The 17,256-nt window shown below is 56.5% G+C and carries 12 protein-coding genes; 8 read left to right on the top strand and 4 right to left on the bottom strand.

The window, feature by feature from the left end:
- Nucleotides 1-4: 4 nt before the first annotated feature.
- The gene (locus NB063_RS20695) at nucleotides 5-1,030 is read right to left on the bottom strand and encodes a hypothetical protein (RefSeq protein ID WP_250930673.1); all 1,026 of its coding nucleotides are present in this window, start codon (nucleotides 1,028-1,030) and stop codon (nucleotides 5-7) included.
- A 272-nt stretch (nucleotides 1,031-1,302) separates the two neighbouring features.
- On the opposite strand from NB063_RS20695, the gene NB063_RS20690 reads away from it, so the two are divergent.
- From NB063_RS20690 to NB063_RS20675, 4 genes are all read left to right on the top strand, one after another.
- A complete protein-coding gene (locus tag NB063_RS20690) occupies nucleotides 1,303-2,808 on the top strand; it encodes a sulfatase family protein (RefSeq protein WP_407652686.1) in 1,506 nt (501 codons plus the stop codon).
- Between the two features lie 246 nt (nucleotides 2,809-3,054).
- Nucleotides 3,055-3,804, top strand: coding sequence for a sulfite exporter TauE/SafE family protein (locus NB063_RS20685; protein WP_250930672.1), 750 nt, complete (start codon nucleotides 3,055-3,057; stop codon nucleotides 3,802-3,804).
- A gap of 39 nt (nucleotides 3,805-3,843) precedes the next feature.
- Entirely contained in the window at nucleotides 3,844-7,377 is a 3,534-nt protein-coding gene (locus NB063_RS20680) for a DEAD/DEAH box helicase (RefSeq protein WP_250930671.1), read from the top strand.
- Between the two features lie 207 nt (nucleotides 7,378-7,584).
- Nucleotides 7,585-8,643: an AI-2E family transporter gene (locus NB063_RS20675; protein ID WP_250930670.1), complete on the top strand. Its 1,059-nt coding sequence runs from the start codon at nucleotides 7,585-7,587 to the stop codon at nucleotides 8,641-8,643.
- Nucleotides 8,644-8,702: 59 nt separating this feature from the next.
- On the opposite strand, the gene NB063_RS20670 is transcribed toward NB063_RS20675, so the two are convergent.
- Both NB063_RS20670 and NB063_RS20665 read right to left on the bottom strand, forming a co-directional pair.
- Nucleotides 8,703-9,182 carry a dihydrofolate reductase gene (locus tag NB063_RS20670; RefSeq protein WP_250930669.1) on the bottom strand — a complete coding sequence of 160 codons (480 nt, stop codon included), beginning with the start codon at nucleotides 9,180-9,182 and terminating at the stop codon, nucleotides 8,703-8,705.
- Nucleotides 9,183-9,238: 56 nt separating this feature from the next.
- On the bottom strand, nucleotides 9,239-9,712 hold the full coding sequence (locus NB063_RS20665) for a hypothetical protein (RefSeq protein WP_250930668.1): 474 nt from the start codon (nucleotides 9,710-9,712) through the stop codon (nucleotides 9,239-9,241).
- 36 nt (nucleotides 9,713-9,748) lie between these two features.
- Here NB063_RS20665 and NB063_RS20660 point away from each other — a divergent pair, with 36 nt between their 5' ends.
- Complete coding sequence (locus tag NB063_RS20660) at nucleotides 9,749-10,522, top strand: 4'-phosphopantetheinyl transferase family protein (RefSeq protein WP_250930667.1); 774 nt, start codon at nucleotides 9,749-9,751, stop codon at nucleotides 10,520-10,522.
- On the opposite strand, the gene NB063_RS20655 is transcribed toward NB063_RS20660, so the two are convergent.
- Nucleotides 10,519-12,141 carry a bifunctional folylpolyglutamate synthase/dihydrofolate synthase gene (locus tag NB063_RS20655; protein WP_250930666.1) on the bottom strand — a complete coding sequence of 541 codons (1,623 nt, stop codon included), beginning with the start codon at nucleotides 12,139-12,141 and terminating at the stop codon, nucleotides 10,519-10,521. The genes NB063_RS20660 and NB063_RS20655 overlap by 4 nt on opposite strands.
- Before the next feature lie 123 nt (nucleotides 12,142-12,264).
- Here NB063_RS20655 and NB063_RS20650 point away from each other — a divergent pair, with 123 nt between their 5' ends.
- Genes NB063_RS20650 through NB063_RS20640 form a run of 3 tightly spaced genes read left to right on the top strand, consistent with a single transcriptional unit; the run spans nucleotide 12,265 to nucleotide 17,185 of the window.
- Nucleotides 12,265-13,266, top strand: a complete 1,002-nt coding sequence (locus NB063_RS20650) for an ABC transporter ATP-binding protein (protein ID WP_250930665.1) — start codon at nucleotides 12,265-12,267, stop codon at nucleotides 13,264-13,266.
- Nucleotides 13,263-15,152 (top strand): ABC transporter permease, encoded by a 1,890-nt coding sequence (locus NB063_RS20645; RefSeq protein WP_250930664.1) that lies wholly within the window; start codon nucleotides 13,263-13,265, stop codon nucleotides 15,150-15,152. The genes NB063_RS20650 and NB063_RS20645 overlap by 4 nt, the downstream gene beginning before the upstream one ends.
- Complete coding sequence (locus tag NB063_RS20640) at nucleotides 15,149-17,185, top strand: IRE (iron responsive element) (protein ID WP_250930663.1); 2,037 nt, start codon at nucleotides 15,149-15,151, stop codon at nucleotides 17,183-17,185. Before NB063_RS20645 ends, NB063_RS20640 begins: the two co-directional genes overlap by 4 nt.
- The last annotated feature ends 71 nt before the right edge of the window (nucleotides 17,186-17,256 follow it).

The raw sequence follows: 17,256 nt of genomic DNA, 5'->3' as shown, positions 1-17,256 counted from the left end.
GTTCTCACCAGAACTTCCACCACGGCGGCGGGTCTGCCTCGGGAAGTTCGAGCGTCCTCCACCATTGCTGCACTTCGTCCTGGCTCAAGTCCTCCACGATTGAAACGCTGGGAGGCGACGCCATCAGAAACGGTCCAAAAAAGCCGGCTCCCCATCCTCGGGAGCTGAGGATCGGTGGCCAAAGCAAAAGGACCTGCTGTCCATCGACCGAGGGGATCGAATTTGGGCTGGCCTCTCCCCATACCGAGCCCGCTAGGTCGGCGGCGGGATGGGTGCCGACACCATAATGCCACCACGCATTGTCGTGACAGTCTTCCATCGTCTGCCCATTGGCGACGGCGAGCAGTTGCGGCGACACGCGTTTTCCTCTCGCCATCTTCGCCCCGGACAGGGCATCCTGGAGCAACGTGAAAAGATGAAAGCAGTTCGAGATGTTTTCGTATGTCACTCGAAAACCACGACGCCGTTCGATGTGGATCACCACCAGCGAACCGCTGCACTTGCGTAGTAACTCAAGTACCCACATCGGTCCCGCCGAGACGTGTTCTACCCGCTCGAGTTCGGCGGTGATGCGGGCATCCGCCGCCATGTTGTCACGCAGGCTAGGTGAGCGAGACACGTGAGCAACGAGTCCCTGGCCGAGCATCTCCATCCCGACGATCGTCTCGGGATCGGCTTCTTCCTCTTCTTGCCTGTCGTCGTTATTCCCTTCATCGCTGTCCGGCCCCGTTTCGACGGTTGCTGACCACTTCAACAGCGCATCGAGAATCGGACGCGCCGTCATTTCAGGATCGGCTCCGCCTTCCACTCCCGCTCCCAGCCACACGGCGAGAAAGCCCGCTCCTGCGGCAGAGTCGATCTCGCCGAGCCGCCCGGCGATCGCCACTCGCGCATCTCCTCGTCGCGGATGTTCAGCGAGCGAGTTAAGTGTGTCTCGAAGATCATCGCTGCATTGCTCTCCGCGCTGCATGCCAGCTGCGTTGATGACGTCATCGATTAGATCTTGCAAGGCGTCGTCGGGTTGACCCATCAAATGTATCCACGCGTAGTTGGGGGCAATCTATGTACAGCGGCGCTGGATTATATGTTGGTAGACTGCAGGCGGGTTGTGATTCACACCTCGTTTCGACCTTCTTTGTCCCACCGACGACCCGTCCGGAAACTATATTGGTGAACTCCGATCTCCCCACGATAACAACAGAACAAGATATGAATGCCGAGACTCTATCGCTGAATGTTCGTCAGGTTCGTCAGGTTCGTTTGCATCGTTCCAGCGTTCAGGATGTTGCCGTTAGGTTAGCCATGGCTAGCCTGATGCTTGCGTGGCTCTTTATTGGAATCGCTCAAGTCCGAGCCGAATCTGCAAAGCGACCAAACGTATTGATTCTCTATGCGGATGATATGGGGTTTGGTGATCTCGGTATTCAGAATTCCGAATCAAAAATTCCCACGCCTCATCTCGACCGTCTCGCACAGGAAGGCATGCGTTTTACCGACGGTCATTCCTCGTCCGGCATATGCACGCCGAGCCGATACGCGTTGTTGACCGGGCGACATCACTGGAGAGATTTCCACGGAATCGTCAACGCATTTGGAGATTCGGTCTTCAAACCAGAACAACTAACGATGCCGGAAATGATGAAGCAGCGGGGTTACACGACCGCTGCGATCGGAAAATGGCACCTTGGTTGGGACTGGGACGCGATCAAGAAACCGAATGCGAAATTGGTCGGTGAAGGAAGGCGACGCGCCTACGGACTCGACGCGTTTGACTGGACACAGCCCATTCCCGATGGACCACTCGCACATGGGTTCGATTCTTACTTTGGCGATACCGTGATAAATTTCCCGCCGTATTGTTGGATCGAGAACGATCGTGTGGTCAAAGCACCCGATGTGATGATGGACACTTCGAAGTGGAAGCCAATTAAAGAAGGCAATTGGGAATGTCGTCCTGGCCCGATGGTGTCGGATTGGGATCCGTACCAAAACATTCCCACCATCACCGCCAAAGGTGTGGCTTTCATCGAGTCGCAAAGCGATCGTGAGGAACCGTTCTTTCTTTACTTCGCATTCCCATCGCCTCACGCGCCGATCATTCCGAACGACCAGTTCGATGGTTGTTCAGAGGCTGGCCCCTATGGTGACTTCGTATGCGAAACAGACGATGCATGTGGTCAGTTGCTGAGGGCACTCGAATCGTCCGGCCAAGCAGACAACACGATCGTGATTTTCTCGGCGGACAACGGTCCCGAAAAATACGCATATGCACGCGACGCCAAGTACGACCATTGGTCTTCGAAACCTTTTCGCGGACTGAAGCGAGATATCTACGAAGGTGGGCACCACGTACCATTTTTAATTAGATGGCCGGGCGTCACCTCGCCGGGAAGCGTTTCCGACTCGCTCGTTTCACAGGTCGACTTGATGGCGACGTTGGCGGAAATGTTGCAGTTCGAATTGCCCGAAGGCCAAGCAAAAGACTCGTTTAGTTTGGTGGCGGTATTGAAGGCTCAATCAGATACCGTCCGCTCCGCTTTGGTGCATAACACACGTCAAGGAGAGTACGCGATCCGGGACGGTAAGTGGCTGCTCGTGGATGCCAAGGACGGATACGTCAGCGCCCGCAACAAAGCGTGGGAATCCAAGCACGAGTATTCTGCGGACGATAAGCAGGCTGTGGAACTCTACGACCTTTCGGCCGATATTGGCCAACGCGAAAATGTTGCCGCAATGCACCCGGAACGCATCGACAAGATGAAAGCGATGCTGAAGCGGATTCAAACGTCCGGGTACTCGGCTGAGTAGACGCGCGACTTCGACATCGAAGTTTGCGGAGCCGTTTTTGGATTTTTTGCGTCACCGGTCGCAGCGATCGTGATTCGTTGGTTGTGCCCCAGCGGGTTTGGGATCATAACGGGGCCGTGCTCCGTTGGTCACTCTGCCCCGTTTCGGTTAGGCGGCAACAGCACGGCCGCGGAGTCGTTAGACGAGACCGACGTCAGCTCAGCGGAGTTTTCAATAACTCGCTTCGGTTTCACAACGGATGTTTTTATGCTGACGGAATTCACGCTAGTTCAGTGGGCGTGTTTGATTATCGGGGCGATGGGGATCGGAGTCTCGAAATCGGGTTTCCCCGGCATCAGCATGCTGCATGTGGTGTTGTACGCGTTCGTTTTCGGGGCACTCGAATCGACCGGCGTGTTGTTGCCGATGTTGGTCGTCGGTGATGTCTGTGCCATCTATTTCTTTGGTCGCGAAGCGGATTGGCGACATGTGCGGCGATTATTGCCGCCAACGATCGTCGGCATCTTGATCGGTTGGGCGATGATGGATCGGCTCGACGCCGGGCAATTCAAGCTGATTGTCGGGGGCATTATCCTCGTGTTGACGTGTATTCAGTTGGTGCGGACGTATCGGCCCGGTTGGTTCGATGCGTTTCCCCACCAGACCTGGTTTGCGGTGGTGCTGGGGTTGCTCGCGGGGGTGACGACGATGCTCGCCAATGCCGCTGGACCGGTGGTGGCGCTGTATTTACTCGCCGTGACGCTACCGAAATGGGAATTGATCGGGACGAGTGCGTGGTTGTTCCTCGTGCTCAACGTGCTCAAGCTGCCGCTGAGTTTTCAGTTGGGGCTGATTGGTGAGTCGACGCTCCTGGTGGGGGCGGTGATGGCTCCGGCGATTCCGCTGGGAATGTTAGCGGGGAGATGGTTGGTTGGTCGGGTTTCGCAAAAATGGTTTAATCTGATCTTGCTCGGTTTCACCGCCATCGCCGCCATACGGCTGATCGGCTGGATTTGAGCGGATTTTCTTTGCATTTTTTTCACACGGACGGGACGAATGAACCGACGAAACACGCTTCCCAGTTTCGAGGAATTGAAAAAACTGGCCGGTTTTATAGGGCGAAATCCGCAGCAACTTAGAAAAAGTTTGGAATCTCTCGGGATTCCAGTTTCTCAATTGGAATTCGAGGGTTTCGCACCGGACGTATTAGACGACGATGATGACGAGCTGACGCTGGCCGAGCAGTGGTACGACTATCTCGAAGGTCTGTACTACGCCGCTCCGGAGAATCTGCAGCGTGAATCGCATGGTTTTCGATATCGCGTTACCGAGGTTTATTCAACCGGCGAGTTCCACGGGGTCTGCACCGACGCAAAGCGAGACTACCCGGTATTTGCCAAGGCATCTTTAGTTGAGCCCCCTGCGGCCTGTGGCTGTCCCATCTCGCAGGGAGAAGCACCCTGTCCGCATGCGGTTGAGTTCGTTCGGTATCTTGCCCAGGAGTTAGCGAACTCCAGATCGAAACTATACCATCGCGTTCAGACGAAACAGTTCACACGCGGCGAGCCGAGTTACAAAGAATTTGAGTGTGACCCCCTTCAAAAGGCGTTGGGCGAACTCGATTTGGCAATGCAGGACGCGGGGGATTTCGATACCGATACGATCCTAGAGAACGATACCGTTGCTCGGCGAGAGGTTGTCGGTGGGAATCGGTTGGCGTGGCGAATCGAAAACGGCAAATATGGCTTGGATCTGTTTCCGGTCAGCCAGCAGCCCAAGAAACGTGGCGGTGGATACACCAAAGGCCGCAGGATCAAACTCGAGTCGGCGGTGCGCGATCGGACCATTCATCGAACCGACCAAGATCGGCGTGTACTCGATTGCGTCGAGTACGAGGAAAGCTATTACAGCTATCGCGATGACACCATTCTCGACCCATTCGACGCTGCCCGTCGATTGGTCGGTGCGCCCAATGTCTATGTTGATTCAGCTCAGATGGTGGTGCGAGCGGATGAATTAGAGTTCGAGTTGATCCAGGTGGATGGCCACTACAAAATGTTCACGTTGCTTGCCGGAGATGATGAGGCGACCAAGCAAGTTGACCGCGAGTTCGCGGTCGCGAAGTATCGAAGAAGAATTGCAGGCGAACAATTTGAAAATGACGTGATTCTGATTGCCAGTCGCGACGGGGCGATCCTCCAACTAAACCTCCGACGCAATCTATTATCCGTCATCGATGTGGACGCCGAAGATATCAAGCTGATTGTGGCGATGACAGAATTGCCGCCGGTTCCAATTGACCAAGCCGATGAGTTGTTGAAGCGATTGCAGCGAATTCAGAATCGGTTAACGATTCGTTTGCCGGAGACGTTGTTGGGAACAATCGTTGATGTTCCTTCGATACCCGTAGTGCTGCTACGGAGCAACTCGGACGGTTCGCTCGACGTCGCATTGCGGATTCGTGACGCGGAGGGACGGATCCGCTATCCCGGTGCTTCGCCCGCCATTTCGATCGGGCAGCAGGATGGGAAACCGACGCAGTTTCGTCGTGATGTTGCGCAGGAGTTACGGCAGTCGGAACAACTGATCGATAAGCTCGGGCTGACCCACATGGCCCAGAATGAAACCCTTGAGACGGAACGCTACGCCGCACATATCGATGATTTTGGTGATGTGCTCAACGTGATCGAGCAATTGCAATCGTGGTCAACGGACGTGTCTCGTCATCGAGAAGCGGACGAGATGCCGGCCCCCGAGGTGCTTTGGGATCGCAACAGCGAGAAACCGGTCTCGGTGCTCGGCAGTATTTCGAGCAACAACGTTCGAGTCGAAATCAATCGCAAACGGAATTGGTTTGGTATCTCAGGGCAGTGTGATGTCGGCGGTAAGAAGCTCGAGCTCGGCGAGCTGCTGCAGAATCTCTCCAGTGAAGACGCTGGTAACGTACACGGCGATTTCATCCAGCTCAAAGACGGCCAATGGGCGAGGATCGGTGAGAAGCTGCGGCGGCGATTGACTCGCTTGCGAGACGCGACTCACGCGGATCGAAAGACGATGAAAATTGACGCGACCGCGGCTCCCGCCATTCGTGATTTTCTGGACGAAGGCGGAATCGAGTTCAAGGCGGTGAAGGCGTGGAACCAGTGCCTTGAGCGTCTTGCCCGAGCTGAGTCGCTCGATCCCAAATTGCCAAAGGGGCTCGATGCCGAGCTGCGAGATTACCAAATCGAGGGTTTTCGATGGCTGCGGCGATTGGCCGAGTGGGGTGTTGGCGGCGTCTTGGCGGACGACATGGGGTTGGGGAAAACGCTGCAAACGCTGGCGGTTTTGCTCGATCGTAAACAGGAAGGTCCAACGCTCGTGATCGCGCCGACGAGTGTCGGATTCAACTGGGTTCGCGAAGCCGAACGATTCACGCCGGGGTTGTCGGTGCACCTCTATCGAGAAACCGACCGAACGGAGTTCCTTAAATCGGTGGGACCCGGAGATCTGGTCGTTTGCAGTTATGGCTTGGCACTGCGGGACAGCGACGCACTCGCAGCGGTTGAGTGGGGGTCGATGGTTTTGGACGAGGCGCAGGCGATCAAAAATAGCCGCAGCAAAACGTCGAAGGCGATCGCGATGATTCCGGCGCAGTGGAAGATTGCGCTAACAGGAACGCCGGTCGAGAACCATCTTGGTGAATTGTGGAGCCTGTTTCATGTTGTTTCACCGGGTGTGTTCGGCGGCTGGGAGCAGTTTCGCAAACGGTTTGCCTCACCGATCGAAAAGAACAATGAAGAGTCGGCCCGAGCCGGACTCGCCGATCGGCTCAAACCTTTTGTGCTGCGTCGAAAGAAATCGGAAGTGCTCAAGGACCTTCCGCCTCGTACCGAGATGAATCTTTACGTGGATCTCTCGAAGGCCGAAAGGGAGGAGTACGAACGGGTGCGGCTCGAAGCGATCGGCGAAGTGGATCAGCTCGAGTCGTTGGTGAAGACCCAGGATCAACGGTTCCGGATCCTGGCGTTGTTGACGCGGTTGCGGCAAATCAGTTGTCACCCGAAGTTGGTCAATGCGTCGTACGAAGGCGAAGCGGCAAAACTGCAGCAGCTTCGCGAAACGCTGACCGACCTCAAGGAGGAAGGGCACCGGGCGTTGATCTTCAGCCAGTTCACCGAACATCTCGCGCTAATCCGAAAGGAACTCGAGGGAGCGGGATTCTCCTACGAGTATCTCGACGGATCCACGCCGGCGAAGGAACGCCAAAATCGTGTCGATGCGTTCCAAAACGGAGACGCCGATGTGTTCCTGATTTCGCTCAAGGCGGGCGGCACGGGCTTGAATCTGACAGCGGCGGATTACGTGATCCACATGGACCCTTGGTGGAATCCGGCGGTGGAAGATCAGGCGACCGATCGTGCCCACCGGATCGGGCAAGACCAGCCGGTGATGGTTTATCGGATCATCGCGCGGGGCACGATCGAAGAAGAGATTCTGGCGTTGCACGAAACCAAACGCGATTTGGTCGCGGGCGTGATGGAAGGCACCGCTGCCGCGGCGAAACTCAGCAACGACGAGCTGATCGCGATGTTGAAAAAGGGAGTCTGATCGCGAACACAGCCCCACCGGGATTTCTGACTGCGGAAAATATTTTGCGGTGAAGCATGGAGATTTTGGAGTGTAGGTCGGTTTGACGTGCGACGGGCATGTTTTTGGTATGTCAGTTGCGTGTGGCCTTGTGAATGAATTGATCGTGGCGGTCTGTCTCGCTGCGCCGATCAGCGTGTCGAATCATGTCATTCACCGGAACACTCCATGCTCGAGAACACGACGAAGTCGAAATCACTGATCCTTGTGACGTTGCTAGTCATGCTGGTATTGGCGGCAGCGGGCGTTCTGATTCAGACAGTCAACGTGCTGTTGTTGGTTCTTGCGGGAGTGCTCTTTGGGATTTTCGTCAACGGTATCGCTGGATGGCTGACCAAGCACACTCCGCTACCGTATATCGCCAGTTACCTACTCATCGTGACGTTGATGTTAGTCGGTGGGGGACTGGGGGTTTTTTACCTAGGCTCGCAAACGGTCCAGCGTGCGGATCAATTGGGGTCGGAGTTGCAATCGGCTGTTAAGAAGGCAACCGACCAACTGAGCGAGGTGGGGGTCGACAAGGAATCGCTGCAAGAATCTTTTGAATTGAAAAAGATGTTGTCTGACCAAGGCAAGTCAGCACTGTTGGGCCTGCTCAGCGGCATGCGTTCGGTCGGATCGGCGATCACCGCGATGTTTGTCATCCTGTTTGTTGGTCTGTACGCGGCATACGAACCCGACCTGTACCGGACGGGAATCTTGAAGCTCGTTCCGATGCGAAAGCGAGAACGTGGTGCGGAGGTGTTGAAGCAGCTCAATGAGGCTTTGTCGGGTTGGATCGTGGGGCGCTTGATGTCGATGGCGATCGTGGGCGTGTTGACTTCGATCGGTCTGGCGGTGTTGGGTGTTCCCTTGCCAGTGACGCTTGGCGTCGTGGCTGCCTTGTTGACTTTTATTCCTAATTTCGGTCCGTTGCTCGCCGCCGTGCCCCAGATCATGCTTGCATTGAACGTAGGCAGCGACACGGTTGTCTACGTGATCGTATTGAATTTGGCGCTGCAGGGAATCGAAAGTTACGTGATCACGCCGATGATCCAGCGGCACGAAGTCACGCTGCCGCCGATCCTGACGATCGCCGCTCAGTTGTTGATGGGCGTGGTCGTGGGGGTGGTCGGAATCATGATGGCGGCACCTTTGGTGGTGGTGATCATGGTGTTCGTGCAGATGCTGTATGTCGAAGATCAGCTCGGTGATCCTCACCCCGGTAGTCTCACGAGTGATGCGTAGTCAGCATTCTCGCGTGATGCTTATGTGGGGACGCAAAATGAGAGGATGCAAAAGAGTTGCTACTTCTTGCGACGCATCTTCAGCCAATCGGTCGGGTAGTCGTCCTTGGCCGTCATGGGAACGCTGGTTTGTGAAATGGTTTCAAATTCACTCAGCGGCAGATCGACTTTGGTGTCTCCGGGGACTTTCGCCCAGACACGGGTCCACCAAAGTTGTTCGCAATGCGGCAGCCACTGGCGATAGATCTCGCCGCCACCGACGACAAAGATGTCTTCGTGTTCGGCCGCGGCGATCACCTCGGTGTCTCCATGAATTGTTCGCACGCCATCGACATGCCATTGTTCATTGCGCGTCAGGACCCAGGTTTTTCGTCCGGGAAGCGGCCGTCCGATCGAATCAAACGTTTTGCGGCCCATTAGGAGGGTGCCGCCCATTGTCAACGTCTTGAACCGGCGCAGATCCGATGACAACCGCCAGGGCATGGTCTGGTCTAGTCCGATGACTCCGTCGGGGGTGGAGGCGACGATTGCGATCAACATGCGATCGATTTCTTAGATGAAAGGCTGCTGGAGTTTTGGTTCGCTCGCTCGGTAGCCTAACGTCCTTTTTCCAATTCTTGTAGGACCGCGATCCGTTGGTCGAGTTGCCGCATCAGGGACTGCGTGATCGCGATCCGCGAATCGAGCTCGCCTTTGAGTTCGCGTTGCAGATCGAACATGGCGACTTGCCAGCGTTGGACTTCGATGGGGGCGTCGCTGAGCGGTAGCGCCGTGGATACTTTGGCGTCGAGTCGTCGCTGGATCTCGCGGTCTTCGCCGTTCTGCCGTACTCGTCGACGACGTCGTTGCACGGTCATCCGGGCCATCACCCAGCCGAGCAGCAGAAAACCCGCGAGCATCCACAACCCGCTGCGGTTGACGATTGCCATCGCGACGGGGCAGAGGGTGAGCGGTAATTCGAGCATGACGACAAGTTTTGGCGGTAAAATCAGCGATAATTCTTCATTCGTTGTCATCGTCAATGCGCACCCCGGTGACTCAATACTTGCTTGCGTTTCGTTGAGACTCATTGACGTCCGAGTTCGTTTTTGACGATCATGCCAGACATGAGATCTCGATCAGCGATACGACCGGCACCGGTGGAGGTTTGGCACGCTCCTGCGGCGACCGCCCATCCCGGCCCGACGGAAGCTTTCTGCGAGCGATTGTTGCTCGACGAAGAGAAGGTTCGTGCGGATCGGTTCCGGGTCGCTTCGGCTCGCCATCAACACGTCGTTGGACGAGGAATGGCTCGAGCGTTGCTTTCGGCGGGTCGATGCTGCACCCATGAGATCGGGTTTCGGGTGCTCGATCATGGAAAACCGATTGTCGAGTCACCGGAGGTAGCGTGTCGCGCCTTTAACGTCGCTCATACCCATGGTTTGGTCGTTTGTGGGTTGGGGAATCGGCATCAATGGTTAGGCGTGGACGTCGAGTGGATGGACCGACGCACCGATCCGGATCTGGCGCGTCGGTATTTTGCACCCGCTGAAATTCGTCAATTGGACGCGACCAAGGATGAGGACGAACATCGCCATTTGTTTTTGAAACTTTGGACGCTGAAAGAAGCGTTCATCAAAGCGATCGGGACCGGGTTGTACACGCCGCTGGATCAGTTCGCGTTCGAGGATGCCAACAGCGACCAACCGAGATTGGTATTAAAGGACCCGGCGCTTGCCCGTGGTCGGCAGTGGCGGTTTGAGAGTTTCGTGCCACGGGCGGGTTTTGTGGCGGCTGTCGCGGTCGGCGTGGAGGACGAGTCCGAAGCGGCTGAGTCGCCTGTCAAGCTCACCGACTTTGAGACGTGGATTGCCGAGCAGGCTGGCTGGGCGAGCGTTTAGCACTCCTGCAGGACGAGGCCGACGAGCCAGGGACGAAGTTCTGCGGCGAGGAAGAAGGAACCGCAAACAACAACGATCCCGTCCGGGCCCGCGGCATCGATGGCGGTCTGGCAAGCAGCGAGTGGGGTATCGTTGGCTGAGAACCAAGGCGCCGGGGGTGTGTCGGGGTTCGGCGAAGCTGGATCTGTGATGGCGGGTGTTTCGCTCGCGATATTGATGAGAGTTTCGGTCGGGACAAACCTCGGGTTGCCGTGATAACGCGTCAGGATGACTTGATCGAGGCAGGGCCGCAGACTTGAGAGCATCGCACCGGCGTCTTTGTCGACACTGGTACCGAAGACGCCGATCGTTTTGCGACCGGCAAATCGTTTTTGGATCGTGGCGACGAGGGCTGCCACCGAATCGGTGTTATGAGCGGCATCGAGAATGACGGTGGGGCCCGAAGGCAATTGAAACCGCTCAAGTCTCGCGTCCATCTGCAGTTCCGACAGGGCGTCGAGCGATTCCGGTCCGACCGGAATTCCGAGGCGGTCGAGTGCGAGAATGGCGATCGCCGCGTTGCCAATTTGGTGTTGCCCTTCAAGTGATAGGGAAACGCTAGTCCGCATCGGTTGGGCGGCATCCACAGTTTCCGTCGTAGTGGCGGATGCGGAATCAGAGGCCTTGTGGCTGCGACGGTGAACCAGGTCAAACGAGCTGCCCCACGGGGCGTCGAGTGGGTCGGCTGTCAAAGCGTGGTCGCGAATCCCCTCGATTTGAAAATCGAGACCGATTTCGATCAAAGGGGCGCCGGTATCTTTGGCGGATTGCCGAATGACATCTCGGGCGGAAGGGCGAGTCACACCGCTGATGGCGGGAACGCCGGTTTTGAAGATGCCGGCTTTTTCCTTGGCGATTTGTTCGACGGTGTTGCCGAGGACGTGTTGGTGGTCGAGCCCGATGCTGGAGATCACCGTGACGTCGCTTTGGAAGACGTTGGTGCTGTCGAGTCGCCCGCCGAGCCCGGTCTCCAGGACCCAATAATCGCACCCGCTGCGGTGGAAATGCTCGATCGCGATTGCCGTGGTCAGCTCAAAAAACGTGGGGCCGCCGATTTCTTCGTTCGACATTTCCTCCACGACGGGACGCATCGCATTGATCAGGTCGGTCATTTCGGAGGGGGATGCCGGGCACCCATTTACGCGAAATCGCTCTTCCAGGTCGACCAAATGGGGCGACGTGTAGAGACCGACGCGGTATCCGGCCGCCGTCAGCATGGTTGAGATCATCGTGCAGACGGAGCCTTTTCCTTTGGTCCCCGCGACGTGCACGATTCCGGCGCGTTTGGCGGCCGATTTTTGGGACGTAGGGCTGTCGCCGGCGAGACAGTTTGCGTGCCCCAGCCGCCTAATGAGGTCTCGCATGCGGTCGAGAGTGAAGCGATATCGCGTTCCCGGCCGGGCCATCCTCTCGTAATCAATCCGGTCGTAAAGCCACCGGGTCGCCGATTGATAGGCGGCCGATTTCGGGTGTGGCATGGCAGCAGAACGTCGCAAAAGAGAGCGGGATGGCAATCGCAAGGCGATGGACGAGGAGGCGATCGCGCCCCCGGCAAACCCGACATTGTAACGACACTGCATAGAATGCCACTCCCGAGCCACCGGATGCGAACAAAATTGCGAACCGTTTTTGGACCTCCCCCGTAGCGATCGGACTCTCTTTGTCAAGTTTTTGTCTCCCAACCTCGTCGGGATCATTATTACGTGGATACCGATAACAGTACCGCCGTCGCCGAAACGTCCGAAGACTCCACGCCGACGACCGCGAAATCGTCCGACAGCGTGGTCATCGAGACCCGCAACCTCAGCAAAATTTATCGCGATTTCTGGGGGCGGAAGAAAGTTCACGCTCTGAAATCTCTTGATATCGAAGTCCGACCCGGGGAAATTTTTGGCCTCTTGGGTCCGAACGGTAGCGGTAAATCGACCACCATCAAACTGATCCTCGGTTTGCTCTTTCCGACCAGTGGCCGGGTTTTGGTCTTCGACCAGGACGCGAGCGAAACGCGGAAGAACGAACGGATCGGGTATCTGCCCGAGGAGTCGTACCTTTACAAATTCTTGACCGCAGAAGAAACGCTCGACTTTTACGGCCGGCTTTTCGATCTCTCGGCGGCAGAACGTCGCGACCGGGTCAAGCAGTTGATCGAATTGGTCGGATTGCAAGGGGCGAAACACCGCCAACTCAAAGAGTACTCCAAGGGAATGACCCGCCGGGTCGGTCTGGCTCAGGCGTTGATCAACGACCCCGATTTGATTCTGCTCGATGAGCCGACCACGGGTCTGGACCCGATCGGAACCCGCGAGATGAAGGACTTGGTTCTCGGTCTGCGTGACCGGGGCAAGACCGTGTTGCTGTGTTCGCACCAGCTCGCCGACGTGCAAGATGTTTGCGATCGGGTCGCGATTTTGCACCAGGGCGAGTTGAAAGAACTCGGACGCGTTTCGGATCTGTTGAAGGTTCAAGACGTGACCGAGGTGCATGCCACCGGCCTGGATGATGCGGCGAAGGCTGAAATTGCCGAAGTGATCGCCCGTCACGGCGGCAAGCTGGAATCGATCGATAACCCGACCGCAACGATGGAAGACTTGTTCCTCAACATCGTCCGCGAAAGCGAAGCACGTCCGGGTGCCCGCCGTGTTTCGCAATCGGCCGAAGCAAATGATGCTGCGAGCGGATCGTCGAGTGACGGAGACCAAGCATGAATTTGCAACTCGATGACTTCTGGTCATTTTACGAATGGTTCTTCCGACCAGGAGCGTTTTTAGAAAGCGCGGCCCTGAAGGGGATCGTGCTGGGCGTTCTCGGGATCGTCTTGGGACTGGTTGTTGGTTACGTGATTTCTTCCTCGCGATACGGTTCCGGTGAAGGTTTCTTTGCCGTCGCTCGCGCGGTCCGAGATCTGTTTCGATTTGACTTGCCCGGCACTCGGATTCGTCGCATCGTTGCTCTGGCGCGGCTCGCGTTTAAGGAAGCGATTCGCCGCAAAGTGTTGTATGTGGTCGGCCTGTTTGTCGTGCTGTTGCTGCTCGCCGGTTGGTATTTGAACCCGCAGAGTGACGATCCGGCCCGGCTTTACATCAGTTTCGTGTTGACGGCGACCAACTATCTCGTGCTGGCGTTGGCTCTGTTCATCAGTGCGTTCTCGCTGCCCGAAGACATTAAGAACAAGACGCTTTACACGATCGTCACGAAGCCGGTTCGGGCGACGGAGATCGTGCTCGGACGGATGCTCGGGTTCGTCGCCATGGGGACCGTCATCCTGGTTCCGATGGGTTTACTGAGTTACTTGTTTGTGACTCGCGGTTTAGATCACACTCACGCCGAGGTCGCGGATGTGCGCGAGCTCGCATCGGGCGGTTTCGAGGGTGAAACGGACTACACGCGGTTTCACTCGCATCACTTCGAACTCAACGAAGACGGCGAAGGCGTGACAGACATGGTTCGCGGCCACCGTCACGTGGTGACCAAGAACGCCGATGGCAGTTTCCGTGTTGGTCGTCCGCAAGGCGCTTTGCGTGCTCGCGTGCCGTCCTACGGCAGTTTGGTGTTCCGGGACCGTTCCGGGAACCTTCAAGAAGAGGGAATTGACGTCGGCAACGAGCGTCTGGCCGGTGGTTACGGTAGTGCCGGGATCGCCCGTCTGATCGGTGTCGCTCACGGGACGCGAAAGATCGAACACGGTTACGTCGAAGGCGGCGGCCTCGGCACGGCTGAGTACACGTTCTCAGGTGTTACCAAAGATCGTTATGGCAGCAGCATTCCGGTCGACCTCTCGTTGCGAGCCTATCGTTCGTACAAGGGAAACATCGAAAAAGGGATCCGCGGCTCGATCACGATGAAGCACCCGAGCAAGCCGATCGAGAGCAATCCGATCGGATTCACGGTGAACGAATACGAAGTCGATCAGAAGTTCTTGCCGATCGAAGTCGAAGGCACCAACGGTAACAAAACCGAGATGCTCAACGTGTTTGAGGATTTGGTCGACGAGAAAGGTCGGATGACCATCGTTGTCCGTTGTCTCGACGATTCCCAGTATTTGGGGATGACCCCCGCGAGTGTTTATTTGCGTCCGACAGACCACTCGTTCGCATGGAACCTGGCCAAAGCCTACATGTCGATCTGGTTGCAGATGACCATGGTGACCGCTTTTGGTGTCATGTTTAGTACGTTCTTGACCGGTCCTGTGGCGATGGTCGCAACCGCGGTGTGTGTGTTGCTCGGATTCTCTGCGGAGCAGGTATACGACACGCGGCATTACATCGATGCCGGAATCGAGCGGGGTGGTGGACCGATCGAATCGATGGTTCGTCTGCTCAAACAGGACGCCATGACGACCCAACTCGATGTCGACACCGTAGCTGCTAAGGTGATCAAAACGGCGGATGCGGGAATCGTTTACACGCTCGATGCGATCGCAACGGCCCTGCCGAACCTGCCCAAGATGGTGAACACCGCAGAATTTGCGGCATCCGGGTTCGATATTTTCGGTGCGCTCCTCGCACGTCATGCGGTGGCGACGTTGGGCTATGTCCTGTTCGCTTTTCTAATCAGCTATTTTACTCTGAAAGCACGTGAGATCGCGGCATGAATCGCACGACTCAATTTCGTCGGAAACTTACTTACCTGACCATCTTGGTCGTGATGTTGATCCCGCTCTACCTGCTCGGCCAGCCCGCTGGCGGTGGTAGCGATGGCGGTGGTCGGCTCGCGCAGATGCGGGACGAGTTCGATATTTCTGAGAGTGATCTCGGCGAGATCAGCCCGGCCAGCGAAACGATGAAGCTCGCGTCCTTAGGGATGCGTGGAGTCGCCGCGTCGCTGTTGTGGAAGAAGTCGCACGAGTATCGCGTGATGCATGAGTGGGATCGTCTCAAGGCATCACTCAATAACATCGCATTGTTGCAACCGCACTTTGACAAGGTTTGGGAATTCCAAGCTCACAACCTCGCGTACAACGTTTCGACGGAGTTTGATGATTACCGTCAACGTTACGAGATGGTCCGTGAAGGAACCGAGTTTTTGACGAAGGGCGTCAAGCAAAACCGTAAGGCTCCACGATTGATTTGGTACACCGGTTGGTTCTATGGATCCAAACTCGGTCTCTCGGACGAGAAAAAACAGTTCCGTCGCTTGTTCGCCGATGATGAGGTTTTGCACGAAAACCTGCGAGAACAAGGCATCGATGTCGAAGGTCCCGAGGCTCTTGGTCCCTTCCGCAAACCTGATAATTGGCTGATCGGTCGGTTGTGGCTCAACTCGGGTTACGATTTGGTGGAAGCCGGTATTCCGATTCGCCGTCAGACGCCAATCAACTTCTACGAGACCGGTCCTAAGTGGCGGATCAAGCACGCCGAGGCGATCGAGAGCGAAGGCGTTCTCAATGACCAAGCTCAAGAAGCTTGGCAGCGGGCATCCGAAGACTGGAAAGGTCTCGGCGAACGCTCGATCCCGACGACCGCGTCGTTCACGATCAAGATGGGGCAGATCGGCGAGCTGCAACGCCGCAGAGCCGAAGCAATTGAAGAGATTCGTAAGATCGCAAAGCCGGCATACGAACGCGCTCAAGAGTCTCTCATCACGACGCTGGATCCGGTTATCCAAGATGCGTTGCGGACACCCGTGGAAGATCGCACGAAATCGCAGCAGTCGATTGCGGACAACTATACGGGAAGCTTAGTGCCGGATTTGAACACCGTTGCTCGCGAGGCCGCTCCGAATGTCCGCTTACGAGTGCTGCAATTGGTCGACCTCGTGAAAGACCTCGATGAACGCATCACGAAAACAGACGGTCACCGCAAGCAGATCAACTATGCCTACTGGGAAACGCTCGCGTTGGCAGAGCAAGAGGAACGGACTGTTAACGCCCGTCGGTTGATCTACGAAGCCGAGCAAGCTCTCAGCAAAGAAGGTGAACTCGAAGAGTCGATTCGCTTGTACGAAGAATCGTTCGAGCAGTGGGCAGAGATCTTTGACGACTATCCAATTCTCGTGATCGATGACAGTGCGCAGGACTTATTCGAATCGATTCGGGATTACATGAAGGCGACCGACTCGGACGAACTTCCTGAGGATTTCCCGCTGAGAACGTTCGTGGAACTGATGGGTGAGTACGGCGACGTCAACCCACAGATGTACGAGGAAGTCCGCAAGACGCAGCAAGAGAAGTTGGCTGCGAGAAAGGCGGAACTTGCCGAGGAAGAACGCAAACGCGAAGAAGAGTTGCTCAAAGAAGAAGCCGCTCAGAAGGCCGCTGCCGAGGAAGCTGAGATGAAGGACGAGCCTGCCGCCGCCGTGGAGGAAGTCACGGAAGTGGAAGAATCTGCCGAGATGGAAGAACCGGCCGAGGCCAGTGAGTCCGAGGCCAGCGAGCCTGAGTCGAACGAGGCTGAGGCTGATAAAGCGGATGCCGAGCAACCCGAAGCCGATTCGGGAGAGGAATCGGCTGATGAATCTCCCGAGATGACTGAGGAGGCGGAATCCGGCGACAGCGAACCTGCCTCCGAAGTTGAGGAAGTATCATCGGAATCGGTCGAGGAAACCCCCGCCGAGGCCGGTGAAACGGCCGAGACCGCTGAACCTACCGACGGCAGTGAGTCTGTTGAAGTCGTCGAGGGAAGTTGATTGTTTTAATGCTCTTTTTAGCGGAACGGCGCAAGCGGGCTGTTGTTTTAAGCGCCGTGTTTTATGTCCTG

Source organism: Aporhodopirellula aestuarii (genome assembly GCF_023701485.1).
In the GTDB taxonomy this organism is placed as follows: domain Bacteria; phylum Planctomycetota; class Planctomycetia; order Pirellulales; family Pirellulaceae; genus Rhodopirellula; species Rhodopirellula aestuarii.
This window is presented reverse-complemented; position numbering and strand designations above follow the sequence as displayed.

Bases quoted from the DNA above. Each gene is read 5' to 3' on its own strand.
- NB063_RS20690 (WP_407652686.1), top strand. From the start codon at position 1,303: ATGGCTAGCCTGATGCTTGCGTGGCTCTTTATTGGAATCGCTCAAGTC.
- NB063_RS20675 (WP_250930670.1), top strand. From the start codon at position 7,585: ATGCTCGAGAACACGACGAAGTCGAAATCACTGATCCTTGTGACGTTG.
- NB063_RS20680 (WP_250930671.1), top strand. From the start codon at position 3,844: ATGAACCGACGAAACACGCTTCCCAGTTTCGAGGAATTGAAAAAACTG.
- NB063_RS20640 (WP_250930663.1), top strand. From the start codon at position 15,149: ATGAATCGCACGACTCAATTTCGTCGGAAACTTACTTACCTGACCATC.
- NB063_RS20655 (WP_250930666.1), bottom strand. From the start codon at position 12,141: ATGCAGTGTCGTTACAATGTCGGGTTTGCCGGGGGCGCGATCGCCTCC.
- NB063_RS20645 (WP_250930664.1), top strand. From the start codon at position 13,263: ATGAATTTGCAACTCGATGACTTCTGGTCATTTTACGAATGGTTCTTC.
- NB063_RS20670 (WP_250930669.1), bottom strand. From the start codon at position 9,182: ATGTTGATCGCAATCGTCGCCTCCACCCCCGACGGAGTCATCGGACTA.
- NB063_RS20660 (WP_250930667.1), top strand. From the start codon at position 9,749: ATGAGATCTCGATCAGCGATACGACCGGCACCGGTGGAGGTTTGGCAC.
- NB063_RS20695 (WP_250930673.1), bottom strand. From the start codon at position 1,030: ATGGGTCAACCCGACGACGCCTTGCAAGATCTAATCGATGACGTCATC.
- NB063_RS20685 (WP_250930672.1), top strand. From the start codon at position 3,055: ATGCTGACGGAATTCACGCTAGTTCAGTGGGCGTGTTTGATTATCGGG.
- NB063_RS20665 (WP_250930668.1), bottom strand. From the start codon at position 9,712: ATGAGTCTCAACGAAACGCAAGCAAGTATTGAGTCACCGGGGTGCGCA.